Annotated in this window: 16 protein-coding genes; 4 read left to right on the top strand and 12 right to left on the bottom strand. The window is 62.7% G+C overall.

Annotated features, from left to right (window positions below; translation table 11 throughout):
* Positions 1-154: 154 nt before the first annotated feature.
* From AB4O09_RS20750 to AB4O09_RS20715, 8 genes are all read right to left on the bottom strand, one after another.
* Positions 155-1,480: a leucine-rich repeat-containing protein kinase family protein gene (locus tag AB4O09_RS20750; RefSeq protein ID WP_003199956.1), complete on the bottom strand. Its 1,326-nt coding sequence runs from the start codon at positions 1,478-1,480 to the stop codon at positions 155-157.
* A gap of 249 nt (positions 1,481-1,729) precedes the next feature.
* The gene (locus AB4O09_RS20745; protein WP_003199958.1) at positions 1,730-2,791 is read right to left on the bottom strand and encodes an ABC transporter substrate-binding protein; all 1,062 of its coding nucleotides are present in this window, start codon (positions 2,789-2,791) and stop codon (positions 1,730-1,732) included.
* 18 nt (positions 2,792-2,809) lie between these two features.
* The gene (locus AB4O09_RS20740) at positions 2,810-3,925 is read right to left on the bottom strand and encodes an NAD(P)/FAD-dependent oxidoreductase (protein ID WP_013692656.1); all 1,116 of its coding nucleotides are present in this window, start codon (positions 3,923-3,925) and stop codon (positions 2,810-2,812) included.
* Positions 3,922-5,277 (bottom strand): FAD/NAD(P)-dependent oxidoreductase, encoded by a 1,356-nt coding sequence (locus tag AB4O09_RS20735; protein ID WP_013692657.1) that lies wholly within the window; start codon positions 5,275-5,277, stop codon positions 3,922-3,924. The genes AB4O09_RS20740 and AB4O09_RS20735 overlap by 4 nt, the downstream gene beginning before the upstream one ends.
* Before the next feature lie 162 nt (positions 5,278-5,439).
* Positions 5,440-5,730 carry a (2Fe-2S)-binding protein gene (locus tag AB4O09_RS20730; RefSeq protein WP_003199964.1) on the bottom strand — a complete coding sequence of 97 codons (291 nt, stop codon included), beginning with the start codon at positions 5,728-5,730 and terminating at the stop codon, positions 5,440-5,442.
* Between the two features lie 7 nt (positions 5,731-5,737).
* Positions 5,738-6,532, bottom strand: coding sequence for an ABC transporter permease (locus tag AB4O09_RS20725; protein ID WP_003199966.1), 795 nt, complete (start codon positions 6,530-6,532; stop codon positions 5,738-5,740).
* Between the two features lie 6 nt (positions 6,533-6,538).
* On the bottom strand, positions 6,539-7,408 hold the full coding sequence (locus AB4O09_RS20720; protein ID WP_003199968.1) for an ABC transporter permease: 870 nt from the start codon (positions 7,406-7,408) through the stop codon (positions 6,539-6,541).
* Positions 7,405-8,430 (bottom strand): ABC transporter ATP-binding protein, encoded by a 1,026-nt coding sequence (locus AB4O09_RS20715; protein ID WP_038855970.1) that lies wholly within the window; start codon positions 8,428-8,430, stop codon positions 7,405-7,407. The genes AB4O09_RS20720 and AB4O09_RS20715 overlap by 4 nt, the downstream gene beginning before the upstream one ends.
* Positions 8,431-8,674: 244 nt before the next feature.
* Between AB4O09_RS20715 and AB4O09_RS20710 the strand changes: the two genes are divergently transcribed.
* On the top strand, positions 8,675-9,511 hold the full coding sequence (locus AB4O09_RS20710) for an IclR family transcriptional regulator (protein ID WP_038855969.1): 837 nt from the start codon (positions 8,675-8,677) through the stop codon (positions 9,509-9,511).
* Between the two features lie 143 nt (positions 9,512-9,654).
* Here the strand turns inward: AB4O09_RS20710 and AB4O09_RS20705 are convergent, their stop codons facing one another.
* Positions 9,655-10,407, bottom strand: a complete 753-nt coding sequence (locus AB4O09_RS20705) for an anti-sigma factor family protein (protein ID WP_027912597.1) — start codon at positions 10,405-10,407, stop codon at positions 9,655-9,657.
* Complete coding sequence (locus tag AB4O09_RS20700; protein WP_003199976.1) at positions 10,404-10,910, bottom strand: sigma-70 family RNA polymerase sigma factor; 507 nt, start codon at positions 10,908-10,910, stop codon at positions 10,404-10,406. Before AB4O09_RS20700 ends, AB4O09_RS20705 begins: the two co-directional genes overlap by 4 nt.
* 168 nt (positions 10,911-11,078) lie before the next feature.
* Between AB4O09_RS20700 and AB4O09_RS20695 the strand changes: the two genes are divergently transcribed.
* Together AB4O09_RS20695 and AB4O09_RS20690 are read left to right on the top strand one after the other, a co-directional pair.
* Positions 11,079-12,161 carry a catalase family peroxidase gene (locus AB4O09_RS20695; protein WP_003199978.1) on the top strand — a complete coding sequence of 361 codons (1,083 nt, stop codon included), beginning with the start codon at positions 11,079-11,081 and terminating at the stop codon, positions 12,159-12,161.
* Positions 12,158-12,694 carry a cytochrome b gene (locus AB4O09_RS20690; protein ID WP_003199979.1) on the top strand — a complete coding sequence of 179 codons (537 nt, stop codon included), beginning with the start codon at positions 12,158-12,160 and terminating at the stop codon, positions 12,692-12,694. The genes AB4O09_RS20695 and AB4O09_RS20690 overlap by 4 nt, the downstream gene beginning before the upstream one ends.
* Before the next feature lie 57 nt (positions 12,695-12,751).
* Here the strand turns inward: AB4O09_RS20690 and AB4O09_RS20685 are convergent, their stop codons facing one another.
* Positions 12,752-13,903 carry a M14 family metallopeptidase gene (locus AB4O09_RS20685; protein ID WP_003199982.1) on the bottom strand — a complete coding sequence of 384 codons (1,152 nt, stop codon included), beginning with the start codon at positions 13,901-13,903 and terminating at the stop codon, positions 12,752-12,754.
* A 493-nt stretch (positions 13,904-14,396) separates the two neighbouring features.
* Positions 14,397-14,738: a DUF6124 family protein gene (locus AB4O09_RS20680; protein ID WP_003199984.1), complete on the bottom strand. Its 342-nt coding sequence runs from the start codon at positions 14,736-14,738 to the stop codon at positions 14,397-14,399.
* A 131-nt stretch (positions 14,739-14,869) separates the two neighbouring features.
* Here AB4O09_RS20680 and AB4O09_RS20675 point away from each other — a divergent pair, with 131 nt between their 5' ends.
* Positions 14,870-15,517, top strand: a complete 648-nt coding sequence (locus AB4O09_RS20675; protein WP_027912594.1) for a LexA family protein — start codon at positions 14,870-14,872, stop codon at positions 15,515-15,517.
* The last annotated feature ends 24 nt before the right edge of the window (positions 15,518-15,541 follow it).

Here is a 15,541-nt window from a genome sequence, read left to right as displayed (position 1 = left end):
GGTGCGGTTCACTCTGTGGGAGCAAGGCTTGCCCGCGATGAAGACGACGCGGTCTCTGAGAAAACGAGGTGTCCGCATCGCGGGCAAGCCTTGCTCCCACAGATAAATCCCCTCGCCACAATAAGTAGTGTGTTTGTTAGTTTGGGGGGCTGGTTTAGTCGATGTGTTTGAAGTCGCTCAGCAACCTTTCAATCTCATCGAACCCCGGCCGCGCCAGTACATCTGACTGACAGCAGCGCACCTGCAGATCCTGCAACCCTGCAAGCTCCTCAGCGCTGAGCCCCGGTTCGATCCGCGCCAGCAATTCCCCCAGCAAAATCCCGAAGGCCCGCACTTCGATGCGTTGCAGTGCGCGGGTTTGCACGTTGTCCGTGGTGGCGTGGAACGACGCCGCGCCAAAATCCCCCAGCAGACAATCGCCCTGGTCATCGCACAGAATATTGTGCCCGTAGAGATCCCCGTGGGTGATGCCCTGGCGGTGCAGGTGCGCCGCCACCGAGGCGATGCCATGGGCGATGCGCAGGGCCGCCGGAGCGCTCAGGCGCAGTTCATCGGCATAGACGTCGCGGCTGCACGACGCCAGGCTCGGCAGTCCGGCGAGGTTACGGTAGCTGGGTTCGATCAGCGCCATCACCAGCCCGGCCTGTTGCTCGGGGTGCCCGGCAACCTGGCCCAACACCTCAATCAGGTTCGGGTGTCGACCGGCAGTGATGCAGGCATGCATCTCATGCAGGGGCGAGCCATCGCTGGTCATCTGCCCTTTGTACAGCTTCACTGCGACCTTTCGTGCCACCTGGCCGGGCGCCTGCCAGAGCGCTTGATGAATCACCCCCGACGCGCCTTCGCCCAGTTGTTGCTGCAGTTCCAGATGCGACCAGTCGATAGGCGTCGTGGTATTCAGGGCCGCCGCCTCTGCCTGGGCTTCCAGCGGGTTGCCGGCGTAGGCCAGCCAACTGAGACTCGGCAACGTGAGCAGCCATTGCGGCAGTTCGCTCAGTTGGTTGGCGGCGATGCGTAGCAGTTCGAGGCGATGACACAGGCCCAGGCTCGCCGGCAACTGCTGCAAACGGTTGCCGGCCAGCATCAGTTTTTGCAGATAGGGGCGTTGGCCCAGTTCATCCGGCAATTGGCTGACGCAGTTGTCGGTCAGGATCAGCCAGCGCAGCAGTGGCGGCAATGCGGCGCCCGTGACGTGCGTGATGCGGTTGGCCTTGAAACCGACCATGGTCAAGGCGCTGCAACGGCCCAGGCATTCGGGCAGTTCTGTGAAGCGGTTGTCCGAGCAGAACAGCACGCGCAGGCGAGTCAGCCGATGCAGGTCGTCGGGCAGCGTGTCCAACTGATTGCCGCTGAGGTTGAGAATTTCGAGGGAATCGGCCAGGTCGAAGATTTCCCGGGGAAATTCCGTCAAGCCGCAGGCCAGGTCCAGCCGGGTAATGCCGGAGAGCTGGCCGGCGCGTAGTTGGGCGAGGGTGTGCATGGAGGGGGCCGCTGTTGATCAAGGGGAGGGGCTGGCGCCCGTAGCCAGACAGTTAACCAATAATCAGCTCAGTACAACACCCTGTGGCGAGGGGATTTATCTGTGGGAGCAAGGCTTGCCCGCGATGAAGACGGCGCGGTCTCTGAGAAGACGAGGCGCCTGCATCGCGGGCAAGCCTTGCTCCCACAGCAATTTTTCACAACAGTTTTTCCCACAACAGTGTTGCTTCCCTCGCCACAGTCGATCGCTCTAGCGCTCGATGCTGCGGTTCCAGCGGGCGTTCCAGGCCGGGCGTTGTTCGTTGACCTGATCCCAATCCACGGCAATCGCCGTTTCCAGGTATTGCTTCATCGCCTCCACCTGACCGCGAGTCTTGTCGGTGGTCGGGGTGTTGGGGTTGGACGGGATCTGGTCGCCTTCTTCCAGGGCGATGGCCTGGGCTTGCGGGGTCAGCAGGAAAGCCGCGAGCTTTTGCGCCAGTTCCGGTTGGGTATTCTGGGCGATGGCACATTCGGCGACGTTTAGGACCACGGCGCCTTCCTTCGGCTGGGCATATTCGACCGGCATGCCCTTGATTTTCAATGCGGTCACCTGGGTTGGCGTCAGTGGGAACAGCGCGGCTTCGTCGGTCTGCAGCATTTCGGATATCTTCGCCGAGCTCGGGATGTACTCCAGCACGTTGCGCCCCACCGTGTTCGGCCAGGCCTTGAAGCCCGGTTCGACGTCGGTTTCGCTGCCGCCCTGGATCCGGTTGAACATCAAAAAGCCGTGCAGGCCGAACGTGGATGAGGCCATCGACTGGAACACCACTTTGTCCTTGAAGCGTGGATCGGCCAGGTCCATCCATGAGGTGGGCGTATTCCAGCCCTTTTCCTTGAAAAGCCGGGTGTTGTAGGCCAACCCCGTCACCCCGAGGCTGACGGCCACGGCCTGATCCTTGATGCGCCCCTTGGCCGGGATCTGCGCCAGGGGCGGGCTGTCCTCGAGCTTGTCGCACAGGCCCATGGCGATGGCGCGATACATGATGCCGTCATCGAGGAACATCACATGCATCTGCGGGTTGCCTTTGCTGGCCTGGACTTTGGCGAGGATGTCGGCGGAGGTGCCGGGTACGATGACCACTTTGACGTTGTTGGCTTTCTCGAAAGCCGGCAAGACCTTGTCGGCATAGAGCCGCTCCATCGTTCCGCCGTTCATGCCCAGGTAGAGCGTCGGCTCGGCCAACGCCTGGGTGACCGGGAGCAGGGCGCCCAGGCAAGCGGAACCCAGCGAGCAGAAACCGAACAGTGCACTGCGTTTGACGTTATTCATTGGCGCGACCTTCCTCTATCAAGCAACGGAGATGGAGTGAAACCGGGTGATGGAAAACGCATCCAGCGGCGTGGTCGAAGCCCCGCTGCAGATGATCTCGGTGAGCGCCTGGCCCACCGCCGGGCCGATCTGGAAGCCCGCGCCGGCAAAGCCGAATGCGTGCAACAGACCAGGCTGGGTGCTGCTGTGGCCGATCACCGGTTGGCGATCTGGCAGGTAACCTTCGGTGCCGCTCCAGGTACGAATCGCCTGGGCGCCCTCCAAAAACGGGTAGAGCTCGACGGCCTGGCGCAGGATTTCCAGCACTGCGCTCTGGCCGGGTCGGGCGCGTGCAGCGTCCAAGGCAAAACCCTGCCCGCCGCCCAGCACGCAATTGCCGCGCGAGACTTGGCGGGCATAGATACCGCCGCCCTCGACGCCAGTGCTGGCGTCCATGACCAAAGGCAAGGGTTCGGTGACCAGCATCGCTGGGTGCCCGGCGTGCATCGGCACCGCTTCGCCGAATTGCGCGGCGAACTGGCTCGCCCAGGCACCGGCGCAGTTCAGCAGCCAGGGCGCGTGGTACGTCAGGCCCGTTGCGGTGTGTACGACAAAGCGCTGGCCGTCGTGCACAACGTTGCTGACGGCGCATTGTTCGTGGACTTGCGCGCCATGCCGGCGAGCGGCCTGGGCAAAGGCTGGCGATACCAGGCGCGGATTGGCATGGCCGTCGTCCGGGCACAGCGACGCCCCGACCGCAACGGCGCCGACCCACGGAAAACGGCCGCGCAGCGCCTTGCGATCAAGCAGTTGCAGATTCAGGCCAAAGCCTTGGCTGGCGGCGGCATAGTCGTGCAACGCTTGCAGATCTTCCGCGCTGCGGGCCAGCTTCAGATGACCGCTGCGCTGGTACTCACCGTCGATGCCGATCAACTGTGGCAACTGGCTCCAGATCTCATGGGCCCGTTGCGACAAGGGCAATTGCGACAGCGGCCGGCCCTGGCGGCGCACACCGCCGTAGTTCACGCCGCTGGAATGCGAGCCGCAGAAGTCGCGCTCCAGCAACGCCACCCGGCGTCCGGCCTTGCTCAGGAACAATGCGGCCGAGGCGCCGACGATGCCGCCGCCAATGATCACTGCATCCACTTCGATCATGGCTCGACCTCCAGGCCGAACGGTACGGGCTTGATCGGCGCCTGGGCCCGCAAGCGGCCGATGCTGGACACGGTGCGGCCACTTTCGCGGGCAATGATTTCCGCTGCGGCGGCACCGCACATTCGTCCCTGGCAACGGCCCATGCCGACCCGGCAATGCGCCTTGACCCGATTGATCTCCCAATGGCCTTCGCCCACCACCCGGCGAATGTCGCCGGCGCTGACTTCTTCGCAGCGGCAAATCATCAGGTCATCGACAGCGTCTGCGGCCCACTCTTCAGGAAAGGCAAACGCACGTTCCAGGCCCTCTCGGAAATGGCCGATACGTTCGAGGGATTGTTCCAACTGAGTGCAACGCTGCGGGTCGATCAGATAACCAATGTCTTCGAGCAAGGCGAGGGCCGCCCGTTCACCGGCCATCTCAGCGGCGTCGGCGCCCATGATGCCGGCGCCGTCACCGGCCAGATAGATCCCCGGCACGCTGCTGCGACCAGAGCGATCCCGTCGTGGCAGCCAGACGCGGTTGAGGGCGTTCCAGGAAAACTCGCAACCCAGCAGGTCGGCCAGCTGGGTTTCACTGCGCAAGCCGTGGGCGAAGGCCACCGCGTCGCAGTCGAGGGTGTGTTCGCCATTGGCGTTGCGCCATTTCAGCGACTGCACTCGGTGTTCGCCGTCGAGATGCGACAGGCTCGCGCCTTGGTGCACGGCGATGCCATGGGCGGTCAGCCAGGCGCGATAATAGAGGCCTTTGGCGAGGGTGGCCGGTTGTGCGAGCAGGCCGGGCAGGGCACGGACCTGGGCGCTAAAGGGCGAACTGTCGAGGACCGCGACCACGTTGGCGCCGGCCCGGGCGTATTGATAGGCCACCAGATACAGCAAGGGGCCGCTGCCGGCGAACACCACCCGCTCACCGATGGCGCACCCCTGGAACTTCAGGGCGATCTGCGCCGCGCCCAGGCTGTACACCCCGGGCAGAGTCCACCCGGGTACCGGCAGGATCCGGTCGGTGGCGCCGGTTGCGACGATTATGCTGGCGTACTCGAGGCGGTCGGCGCGGCCCTCATGCAGGGTATCGAGCAGGCCGGCTTCGGCGTTCCACACCAGGGTGTCGGGACGGTAATCGAGCTGTTCGCGCAATGCGTCGAGCGTCTGGTGGATGGCGTTGGCCTTGTGCGCTTCGAAGCCATAGAGCTTGCCTGGCGAGCGCTTGAAGTTGGCCGGTTGGCGCCGATAGATCTGCCCGCCACCGCGGGCGGCTTCGTCCAGCAGGATCGGGTACAGGCCGTGGGCGACCAATGTCTGCGCGGCACGGATACCGGCGGGGCCGGCGCCGATGATGGCTATAGGTTTCATTGCCACCTCATTGGCCGGGCCGGGGGATTTGTGCTGTGCTTGAAGCCGTCATCGCGAGCAAGCTCCCACAAGGGGTCTGTGGTGGATGCGGCTCTTGTGCGCGCCGCAGTTCCCCTGTGGGAGCGAGCTTGCTCGCGATGAGGCCAGGCCAGTCGACAGTGTTCATACCTGACGCCCCGGTTCGCGGCTGATGTGCTGGCCGGCTTCGAGCAGGGTCGAGCAGGCGCGTACGCGGCGGCCGTCGCCCAGGCGGACCCAGCAGTCCTGGCAGGCGCCCATCAGGCAGAAACCGGCCCGGGGTTCGGCGCTGAAGTCGCTGCCGCGCAGGTGTTCGCTGCAGGTCAGCACGGCGGTCAGCAGCGTGTCCCCCAGCAGGCCGGTGGCAGGCTGGCCGTCGAGGGTAAAGTCCAGGGCCGGGCGGTCGCCTTCGGCCAGTCGTTTCAGCAGCGCCATGGTGTCCTCATTGTTTGCCTACCAGGACCCGATCCAGGCCATAGACCCGGTCGAGCAGAATCATGGTCAGCGCGGTGAGCGCGATGACCAGTGCCGAAACCGCCGCCATCATCGGGTCGATGGATTCGGTGGCGTACACGTACATGCGCACCGGCAAGGTTTGCGTGGCCGGCGAGGTGACGAAGATCGACAGGGTGACTTCATCGAAACTGTTGATGAACGCCAGCAGCCAGCCCCCGGCTACCCCCGGCAGGATCATCGGCAAGGTGATTTGCCGGAACAGCGTGAAGCGCCCCGCCCCCAGCGATTGCGCGGCCTGTTCGGCGCTGCGGTCCAGGCCGATGGCCGAGGCCAGCACCAGGCGCAACACATAGGGCGTGATCACCAGCACGTGGGCGAAGATCAGCCAGGCAAAGCTGCCGTTCACGCCCATCAGCGCAAACAGGCGCAGCAATGCGACCCCCAGCACCAGGTGCGGAATGATGATCGGCGACAGGAACAGGCCGTTGAAGAAGTCCCGGCCGGGGAACTCGAACCGGGTAATCGCGAGGGCCGCCGGCACCGCGATCAACGTCGCCAGCGAGGCCGCGCTGAACGCCAGGACCAGGCTGTTGTAGAACGCATCGACAAAGTCCGCGCGTTCGAACACGGCGCGAAACCAGCGCAGGGAAAACGTCGTGGTCGGCAGGCTCAAGGTGTTTTCCGGGGTGAAGGCGACGAGGCAGACCACCACCAGCGGCGCGAGCATGAAGACCACCACCAGGGCGTGAAACAGCAGCGCGAAAGGACCGTTTCTGGACATGAAGAATTACCCCAATGACTTCTTGTAGCGGCCTTCGATCATCCGGTTCCACGACAGCATGATCAGCAGATTGAGCAGCAGCAGGGCAACGGCAATGGCCGCGCCCATGGGCCAGTTCAGCTCCGACAGGTACTGGTCGTAGATCAACGTGGCGACCATCTTCAAGCGCCGTCCGCCGAGCAAGCCGGGAATCGCGAAGGAACTGGCGGCGAGGCCGAACACAATCAGCGTGCCGGACAGCACGCCGGGCATGATCTGCGGCAACACCACTTTTCGGATCACCGTGAACTGGCTCGCTCCCAGAGACAGCGCGGCCTGTTCGGCGGCCGGGTCGAGTTTCTGCAGCGAGGTCCAGACCGGAATGATCATGAACGGCAACATCACGTGGACCAGGGCGATGACCACGGCGAATGGCGTATAGAGCAGCTTCATCGGCGAGCCGCCGAAGGCTTGCAGGGCCTGGTTGACCAGGCCGTCGGCGCCGAGCAGGAGGCTCCAGCCAAAGGCGCGCACCACCACTGAAATCAGCAGCGGGGTGAGAATCAGGATCAGGAAAATCGAGCGCCACGGTGCGCCCATGCGGCTGAGAATGTACGCCTCGGGCACGCCGATCAGCACGCACAGGAAAGTGGTCAGGGCGCTGATCCAGAACGTGCGCAAAAAGATCTCGTAGAAGTACGGATCGCCCAACAGGCTGGTGTAGTGCTCGAAGGTATAGGCGTCGCCGTTGATGCCCGAGCTGTAGTCGAAGACGTTGAACGACAGGACCAAGGTCAAGCCCAAGGGAATGACCAGCAAGCCCAGGTACAAGGCCAGGGCTGGCGCGGACATCAGGTAGCCTTGGCGACCGCGGCGCATCGCATCGATCAGCTTCATGCCGGCACCTCGTCCGCAGTCAGCACCCGCAGCAGCGTCGGGTCCCAGTCCAGGCCCACCGCCGTGCCTTCGACCAGGGGCGTGGAGCCGTCGTTGCGGCGCACCACGCAGAGTTCACCCAGGCTGGTCGAGACGCCGTACAGCCATTGGCTGCCAAGGAAGAAGCGGCTGACGAGGGTGCCTTGCAGTCGCCCTGAACCGGCCTCGCACAGGTCGATTTTTTCCGGGCGCAGGCTTAGCGTCAGCTCGCCATTGCCCTGGCTGCAGGCTTGAACGACTCCCGCACTGTCCCGCATGCCGGGCAGCAGGTTGGCTTTGCCGACGAAGCCGGAAATGAACTCGGTGCGAGGGTGCTCGTAAAGGGTGTACGGCGCATCGATCTGGGTGATGCGCCCGGCCTGCATCACCACGACCCGGTCACTGATCGACAGGGCTTCGGACTGGTCGTGGGTCACCATCAGCGTGGTGATCCCGACTTCGCGCTGGATGCGGCGGATTTCGTATTGCATCTCTTCGCGCAAATTGGCGTCGAGGTTGGACAGTGGCTCGTCGAGCAACAGCACTGGCGGCTCGATCACCAGTGCCCGGGCCAGTGCCACGCGTTGGCGCTGGCCGCCCGAGAGTTCTCGCGGATAGCGGTCGGCGTGGCGGTCGAGGCGTACCAGTTTCAACACCCGGTCTACCCGTTGTTGCAGTTCGGTATTGGCCACTTTGCGCATGCGCAGGCCGAAGGCGACGTTGTCCTTGACGGTCATGTGGGGAAATAGCGCGTAGCTCTGGAACACCACACCCAGGCCACGGCTGGCGGGCTTGGCGTGGGTAATGTCGCGACCATCCAGCAGGATGCGCCCGCTGCTGACTTCGACGAAGCCGGCGATCATCTGCAGGGTTGTGGTTTTGCCGCAGCCGGAAGGTCCCAGTAGCGAGACGAACTCGCCTTTTTCCACCGACAGATTGGTGGCGACCACGGCGTCGATATCGCCGTAACGTTTGCCAAGTCCTTCAAGTTGCACAAAAGCCATAGCTGCGCTCCACCTGAGATTGTTATGCGTCGCCCGCGGGCGCGCTTTTTTATGGGCAGATACGAAAGGGTGTTGCTGGGGTGCGTTGGCGCTCGACCTTGAGTCGGCTGCCGCTGTTGTTCGAATCGCCCCTGTCTGGACGAAGAGTAGGACGAAGAATAGGATGGGCTCAATGGACTATTTCACTGAAGCGAAGACTATTTTCAGTTTCATTCAGTGAGTAAATTTAATGACGAGAAATGACATGTATAATTCCACTGATCGGAATGATGAGAAAGGCGAAGTCGGTGTCGGTGCGGTCTCCCGGCTGTTTGCCGTGCTGCGCAGCCTGGGTGACACCGCCGAGGGTGGGGAGCGGGTGACACAATTGGCCCAGCGCATCGGCCTGTCCCAGCCCACCACGCATCGCTTGCTGCGCAGCCTGATGGACGAAGGCATGGTCGAGCAGGACGCACGCAGCAAACGCTATCGCCTGAGCCTGGAGTTCTTCGCCCTGGCCGCCCGCGCCGGCAACACCGGCAACCTGCGCGAACTGGTGCGCCCGGCGATGCTGCGGTTGTCGGCCTCCCTGGGGGACTCGTTATTTTTGCTGGCACGCAGTGGTTTCGACGCGGTCTGCCTGGACCGCAGCGAGGGGCCGTTTCCGATCCGCACGTTCACCGGCGACATTGGCGGCCGCGTGGCGTTGGGCGTGGGGCAGGGCAGCTTGGCGATCCTGGCGTTTCTGCCGGAGGAAGAGCGCGACACGGTGATTCAATACAACCTGCCGCGGCTAAAGGATTTCCATTTGTACGATGAAGTCTTCCTGCGTTCGGAAGTGGAGAACGTCCGTACGCTGGGCTACGCCGGGCGTAACACCGGTGTATTGCAAGGCATGGCCGGAGTGGCCGTGCCGATCCTGGACCGTGACGGCCGCGCCGTGGCCGCCTTGAGCGTGGCAACGGTGAGCGACCGCCTGGGGCCCGATCGCCTGCCGACGGTGGTGGACATGCTCAAGCGCGAGGCGGCCCTGATCGGACCGCGGATCAACCCGTTCGACCCGTTGCTGCGCAGGCCTTCGCAGGTGTTTGGGCAGGGGTGAACACACTCTCAAGAGCGGCCTGTATCCCCTGTGGGAGCGAGCTTGCTCGCGATAGCGGAGGTTCAGTTAGAAATGATGTCGACTGATACACCGCCATCGCGAGCAAGCTCGCTCCCACAGAGATTCCCACAAGGGTAGGGGGCTCAGAACTTCAGGGTCTGCTTGAGCCGTTGCACCGTCGGCGTATCACTGGGAATGACCATCGCATAGTTGTAGCCCGGCCCGGACCAGTACTCGGCTTGCAACTCGCCCTCGCGGCGACTGCCCCGGGGCAGGAGGAAGTTTTTCGGGCCGGGTGGGCGCACGTAGAAGCTGATTTTCTGACCGCTCGGGTCCTGATAGACCACCATTGCCGCCGCGCCTTGTTCGGTGCTGAGCAAGCGCCCGCTGACCGGCTTGAAGCCTGCGCCCGACAGGTCTGGCAGCCGGTCGGCCTGGGTGAAGTAGCGGTCGAGCCAGCCTTGCATGCTCTGCTCGTCACTCGTCTGGTAATCGGCCGGAAGGATGCCCTGTTGGGCAATCAAGCGGTATGCCTGCAGGGCGTCAGCCATCGGGGCAGCAGCGCTGAGCAGGGTCATTTGCCGCGCCTGCCAGCCACTGACCCCGCCCACGCTGACAGCCAGCAGCAACACCGCGGCGCTGGCCAGGTGGCGGCGGGAGCGATGTTTCAGGTGCTGGCGAATCATGGCCGGGTCGAGGTCGGGGTTGGGCGGCTGTTGCAAAGCGCCGCTCAGGGCCGTGCGCAGGTGTTGCGCGTCCTGTTGCCAGGCGCGGACCCGGGCGGCGACTTCCGGCTGGTTGGCCAGGTAAGCCTGCACCAGGCGCTGGTCGGCCTCGCTCAGTTGGCGATCAACGTAGGCGTGCAGGTCGCTGTCGCTGGGGGGCATGCTGATCATTTGAGTATCCGCAGGGTAGGGCGGGTGATTTCGCCGTCGCTGAGTTGGCGCAGGGCCTGGCGAGCGCGGGACAGGCGGGACATTACCGTGCCGATCGGCACGTCGAGGATGTCGGCGACTTGCTGGTAACTCAAGCCTTCCACCGACACCCACAACAACAGTGCACGTTGTTCCGTCGTGAGTTGATCGAAGGCCTGCAGGGACGATTGCGCGATCACGCTGCGCTCGGCCGAAGGGTGGGCATCGTCGCGGCCGGTGAAAAACTCCAGCATGCGCGCATACCGACGGGAGCGGCGATGACCGTCGAGAAACTGCCGGTACAGAATCGAAAACAGCCAGGCCCGCAGATCGCCGTCCGGACGCTTGTCGTTCCACTTGGACAACGCCCGCTCCAGGCATGCCTGCACCAGGTCATCGGCGTTGCTCGGGTTGCGCGTCAGCGACACGGCAAAACGCCGTAGCCTGGGGATGAGCTCGCGCAACTGTTCGTCGAGTGCGTTCATGAAAGTGTGGCTTCTATGGGCAGTCATTGCGCCGGGACTGGAAAGACGATCCGCGAACGAGATTATTCCAGTGCAGGAAAAATAAATACGAGGCGTGGGAATAAACCTGTCACGCCTTCGTCTGACGGGTCCTTTCCAACAAATGGCCCCGAGCCTTGGAGCTTTCTCATGGTAGATCCTTCACCCTCTTCGAGCCGGCCACCCTTGAGTGCCGCCGGCCTGATATTGCGTCTGAGCGGCATCGCGGTGATTGTTGCCGCGCTGGCCGGGGTGTTTGCCTACGTCAATGGCAGCCTCGACCCACAACGCCTGACACCGCAGGCATTGGTCAATGTGCTGGAAAAAAACAACGGCGTTCACCCGGGCTTCCGACGCAACCACTCAAAAGGTGTCTGCGTCGCGGGCTATTTCCAAAGCACGGGCGAGGCCAGCGCCTATTCCAGCGCCCAAGTATTCTCGCAGCCGCAAACGCCAGTGGTTGGGCGTTTCGCCTTGCCCAGCGGCAACCCCTATGCGCCGGACGGCAGTGTGCCGATTCGCAGCCTGGCACTGCGTTTTACCCAGGCCAACGGCCAGCAATGGCGCACTGGCATGAACAGCATGCCGGTGTTTCCGGTGGGCACGCCCGAAGCCTTCTACCAACTCCAGCAAGCCCAGTCGCCGGATCCTGCCACCGGAAAACCGAACCCTGCGGCCGTACCGGCGTTCTTTGCCGCGCACCCCGAAGCGGCGCCGTTCCTGCAATGGATCAAGACCGCCAAGCCGTCGGCCAGCTACGCCACTGAAACCTACAACGGCATCAACGCGTTCTATCTGGTCAACCCCGCCGGGCAGCGCCAGGCGGTGCGCTGGGGCGTGGTGCCGATGAGCCAGGACGCTGCGGATGCGACCCCACCCCAGGGCGGCGACTTCCTCGAGCAAGACTTGGTGAAGCGTCTCGCCGCCGGGCCGTTGCGCTGGCAGCTGAACATCACCCTGGCCAACCCGGGGGACCCGGTGAACGATGCCAGCAAGGCCTGGCCCGCTGACCGCAAGGTCCTCAATGCCGGCACGCTGGTGCTCGAGCGCACTCAGGCGCAGGACAACGGCGAGTGCCGCGACATCAACTATGACCCGCTGATCCTGCCCCAAGGGATCGAAGGTTCCGAAGACCCGCTATTGGTCGCGCGTTCCGCCGCCTATGCCAGTTCCTATCTGCGCCGTACCAGCGAAGTGAGCCAGTTGCCCGCCAAACAGGAGTCCCGCCCATGAGCGCCCCTCGTCACTTTGCACCGCTGGCCCGGCTGCTGCACTGGCTGATGGCAGTGATGATCATCGCCATGCTGTTCATCGGCGCGGGCATGGTCGCCTCGGTCTCCGAACGCCATGAATGGCTGCTGCAGTTGCACAAACCATTGGGTATCGCGATTTTGCTGTTGGTGATCGTGCGCCTGGTGGTGCGTTTTACCACCCGTCAACCGCCGCTGCCGGCGGATCTGCCGGCCTGGCAAGTGCTGGCGGCAAACGCCTCGCATGTGCTGTTGTACGCCCTGATGCTGGTCCTGCCGCTGTTGGGTTGGGGCATGATTTCGGCGGCGGGGGACCCGGTGATGCTCGGCGACTCGTTGCAACTGCCCTCGATTCTGCCAGCCCACGCCCAGACGTTCGCACTGCTGCGCAAGGCCCACGGGTACTTGGCTTACCTGTTGTTCGTGACGGTGCTGGTGCATCTGGCGGCGGCGTTGTTTCACGCTTGGGTGCGCCGGGATGAGGTATTGGACAGTATGTTGCGCGGCAAGGGTTGATGGGTTGTGGCCAGGGAGCAAGCTCCCTGGCCACAGAGGATTGATCAGGTCATTGGATCAGCGCAATTCGTCGACCATGGCCTCGATGGTGCTCAATACATCCTTGCCCAGTTGCATCGAGCGTTTGCCAGACCAGCCGGTGATCGGGTTCGGGTGATCGTTGTGGTCCTTGAACGGCATTTCCAGGGTCAGGGACAGGCAGTCATATTTCTGCCCGACCGCGTTGCAGGCCAGGGTCATGTTGGCCTGGCCCGGTTCGTCGCGGGTGTAGCCGTGAATGGTCTGGAAGTCTTTGGTCTGGTGCTTGAGATGGCTGCGAAAGCGCTCTTCGAGTTCGGCAATGCGTGGCGTGTAGCCCGGGTTGCCTTCGCAACCGGCGGTGAAGACGTGGGGAATTTCCTCATCGCCATGAGCATCGAGGAACAGATCGACGCCGTACTTTTCCATTTGCTGCTGGACGAAAAAGACCTCGGGACTGATTTCCGGACTGGCGTTCTGCCAGGCACGGTTGAGGTCCTGGCCCATGGCGTTGGTCCGCAGATGCCCGTGGAACGCGCCGTCCGGGTTCATGTTCGGCACCAGGTACAGATCGGCCTTGGCGAGCAACTGGTTCAGTTGCGCATCGTCCTGCTGCTGGAGGCGTTCGATCACGCCCTCCATGAACCACTCGGCCATGTGCTCGCCGGGATGCTGCTGGGCGATGATCCAGACTTTGCGCCGGCCTTGCGCACCGCTGCCTTTGCGCAGCAGCTGAACGTCACGGCCTTCCACGCTTTTACCGACGGCCAACAGTTCGGCGCCGGCCTTGTGCTGCGCTTGCTCGATCAGCCAATCGTGCCGGCCGCGACTGTAGGGTTCGAAGTAGGCGAACCAGGCGTTGGTCTGTTCGGTCTCCAGATAAAAACGCAGGGCGTCGCCTTCAAATTGGGTCGGAATGCGGAACCAGTTGACGTGATCGTAGGAAGCAACGGCCTGGTAGCCCGTCCAGGCCTTGTTGTAAGACGATTGGCTGGCGTTGAGCAGCCGGAAGGAATACTCCTGGCCGACGTGCAGGCCGCTGGCCTTGAAGTGGAACCACTGGAAATGGGCGCTGCGGGTGTCGGGCCTGATCTTGAGCAACGACTGCAACGGGTTGCTGATGTCGACGACCTCGATGTTACCGCTGTCGAAATTGGCGCTGATATCAAAGGAAGATTTAGCCACGGTCACGATTCCTGGAGAGGATTTTCATGGCCATTACTGTACACGCAAGAAGGGGGAGCCGAGACGATTTGCGTCACGTAAAAGAGGGGGCGTCCTCCCTGGACGCCGAGCCAGCTTAGAGAGTCTGCAATTGATTCTCAAGTGCTGGCTGTCGATAGTTTCAGCCTGCGTGGCGGGGCTGCTCTTGCAATCAGATATTCATTTGCTATCATCGCCGCCACCGAATTGGCAGCTCCCAAAAAGACTTCATTAGCCTGAAGCCATAAGCCGAAAAATCGGCAAAAAAAGACCCGGCAAAAAGCCGGGTCAAAAACCGTGATTAGCCTGATGAGGAGATATTCCAGAAGTCCGACCTAAGGTCTTCTGGGCTATCGACTGATCTCGCGACCAGCCGATGCAATAATAATCATTATCATTTGCAAGTCAAATGGTTTTATCGCATCGATTGGAAAGTTTTTCTCGTTGTCCGCGTTCGCGGCGACATTCCCAAGCGTTACCTCTAGCGAGTCGGGTAGCGATCCAGGGATCGGTCAAGCATCACCTTGACCAGATCAATCATGTGCACCACCGAAAATGCCAGGTCACGGCTCGAACCGTTCAACTGGTTGGCGGACTCGTGGGCGGTTGCCGCAGCGCAGCGCAGCAGGTCGCAGGCGTGAACAAGGGCTTCTTCTGCGCTGATGCTGTGGTTGACGTCGAAGAAGCGATGTTCCGCCTGTGCCTGCGAAACACCTGGTTTCAAGTAATAGTCGAGGGCGCGTTTGGCCGCCGGGCAATCCTGCAAGGAAGGGAACGTGCTGTCGAAAGGGCTGCCGGGTTGGTCTTTGTCGGGTGTATCCATGGTGATGAAAATCTCCGTGTGTGGGGCTGAACTCCTGAATCCAGAGTAGTACTTATCGTAATTGTGACGATAATTTAAATACTACAATTTGTGTTTTGAATGGCCGGAGTCATCCACGTATCGTGCCGCACATGGATAAATGGATAGAGTTGGTCAAGGCCAAGATGAAGGAGCTGCGCATCACGCAAGTGGTGCTGGCAGAACGGTTGGGAATGTCCCAGGGCGGCGTCGGCCATTGGCTGACCAGGCGCCGGCAACCCAGTGTCGAAGACATGAACCGGGTCCTGCGGGAGCTGGGGCTGGAGTTCCTGGAAGTGGCGATGGTGATTCGCGAGCCGGACACCTCCACGGACGAAGGCCTGGCCCTGGCGCAGAAGTACAACCCGTACTTCCGCTACCCGGTCAGTGAGTGGCACGAGGTTGGCGAGGTTCGCGAAGGCGATCCTGGCGCCTACAGCCAGGTGCGCTACGAACTGACGGACTACCACGCCCTGGGGGCCGCGTTCTGGCTGGTGGTGGTGGGCGACGCGATGACCGCACCCAGCGGGCTGAGCATTCCCGAGGGCATGTCGATCCTGGTGGATCCGGCGATCGAGGCGGTGCCAGGCAAACTGGTGGTCGCCTGCTTGCCTGGCAGCAGTGACGCGACCTTTCGCAAATTGATCGAAGAGAGCGGGCAGCGTTACCTGGTTCCGCTCAATCCGACTTACCCGAAAAACCTGTACACCGAGCAATGTCGCCTCATCGGTGTGGTGGTGCAGGCCACCATCAGGTTCTGACTGGATCGGCCCATGGAGCGGGCC

It is taken from the genome of Pseudomonas sp. H1_F01 (assembly GCF_054681425.1).
The sequence above is the reverse complement of the archived record's forward strand: the minus strand, read 5'-3'. Positions and strand labels throughout refer to the sequence as shown.

What these genes read in the sequence shown, in the direction of transcription:
- AB4O09_RS20750 (WP_003199956.1), bottom strand. Translation starts at nt 1,480, where the DNA reads ATGCACACCCTCGCCCAACTACGCGCCGGCCAGCTCTCCGGCATTACC.
- AB4O09_RS20745 (WP_003199958.1), bottom strand. Translation starts at nt 2,791, where the DNA reads ATGAATAACGTCAAACGCAGTGCACTGTTCGGTTTCTGCTCGCTGGGT.
- AB4O09_RS20740 (WP_013692656.1), bottom strand. Translation starts at nt 3,925, where the DNA reads ATGATCGAAGTGGATGCAGTGATCATTGGCGGCGGCATCGTCGGCGCC.
- AB4O09_RS20735 (WP_013692657.1), bottom strand. Translation starts at nt 5,277, where the DNA reads ATGAAACCTATAGCCATCATCGGCGCCGGCCCCGCCGGTATCCGTGCC.
- AB4O09_RS20730 (WP_003199964.1), bottom strand. Translation starts at nt 5,730, where the DNA reads ATGGCGCTGCTGAAACGACTGGCCGAAGGCGACCGCCCGGCCCTGGAC.
- AB4O09_RS20725 (WP_003199966.1), bottom strand. Translation starts at nt 6,532, where the DNA reads ATGTCCAGAAACGGTCCTTTCGCGCTGCTGTTTCACGCCCTGGTGGTG.
- AB4O09_RS20720 (WP_003199968.1), bottom strand. Translation starts at nt 7,408, where the DNA reads ATGAAGCTGATCGATGCGATGCGCCGCGGTCGCCAAGGCTACCTGATG.
- AB4O09_RS20715 (WP_038855970.1), bottom strand. Translation starts at nt 8,430, where the DNA reads ATGGCTTTTGTGCAACTTGAAGGACTTGGCAAACGTTACGGCGATATC.
- AB4O09_RS20710 (WP_038855969.1), top strand. Translation starts at nt 8,675, where the DNA reads ATGTATAATTCCACTGATCGGAATGATGAGAAAGGCGAAGTCGGTGTC.
- AB4O09_RS20705 (WP_027912597.1), bottom strand. Translation starts at nt 10,407, where the DNA reads ATGATCAGCATGCCCCCCAGCGACAGCGACCTGCACGCCTACGTTGAT.
- AB4O09_RS20700 (WP_003199976.1), bottom strand. Translation starts at nt 10,910, where the DNA reads ATGAACGCACTCGACGAACAGTTGCGCGAGCTCATCCCCAGGCTACGG.
- AB4O09_RS20695 (WP_003199978.1), top strand. Translation starts at nt 11,079, where the DNA reads ATGGTAGATCCTTCACCCTCTTCGAGCCGGCCACCCTTGAGTGCCGCC.
- AB4O09_RS20690 (WP_003199979.1), top strand. Translation starts at nt 12,158, where the DNA reads ATGAGCGCCCCTCGTCACTTTGCACCGCTGGCCCGGCTGCTGCACTGG.
- AB4O09_RS20680 (WP_003199984.1), bottom strand. Translation starts at nt 14,738, where the DNA reads ATGGATACACCCGACAAAGACCAACCCGGCAGCCCTTTCGACAGCACG.
- AB4O09_RS20675 (WP_027912594.1), top strand. Translation starts at nt 14,870, where the DNA reads ATGGATAAATGGATAGAGTTGGTCAAGGCCAAGATGAAGGAGCTGCGC.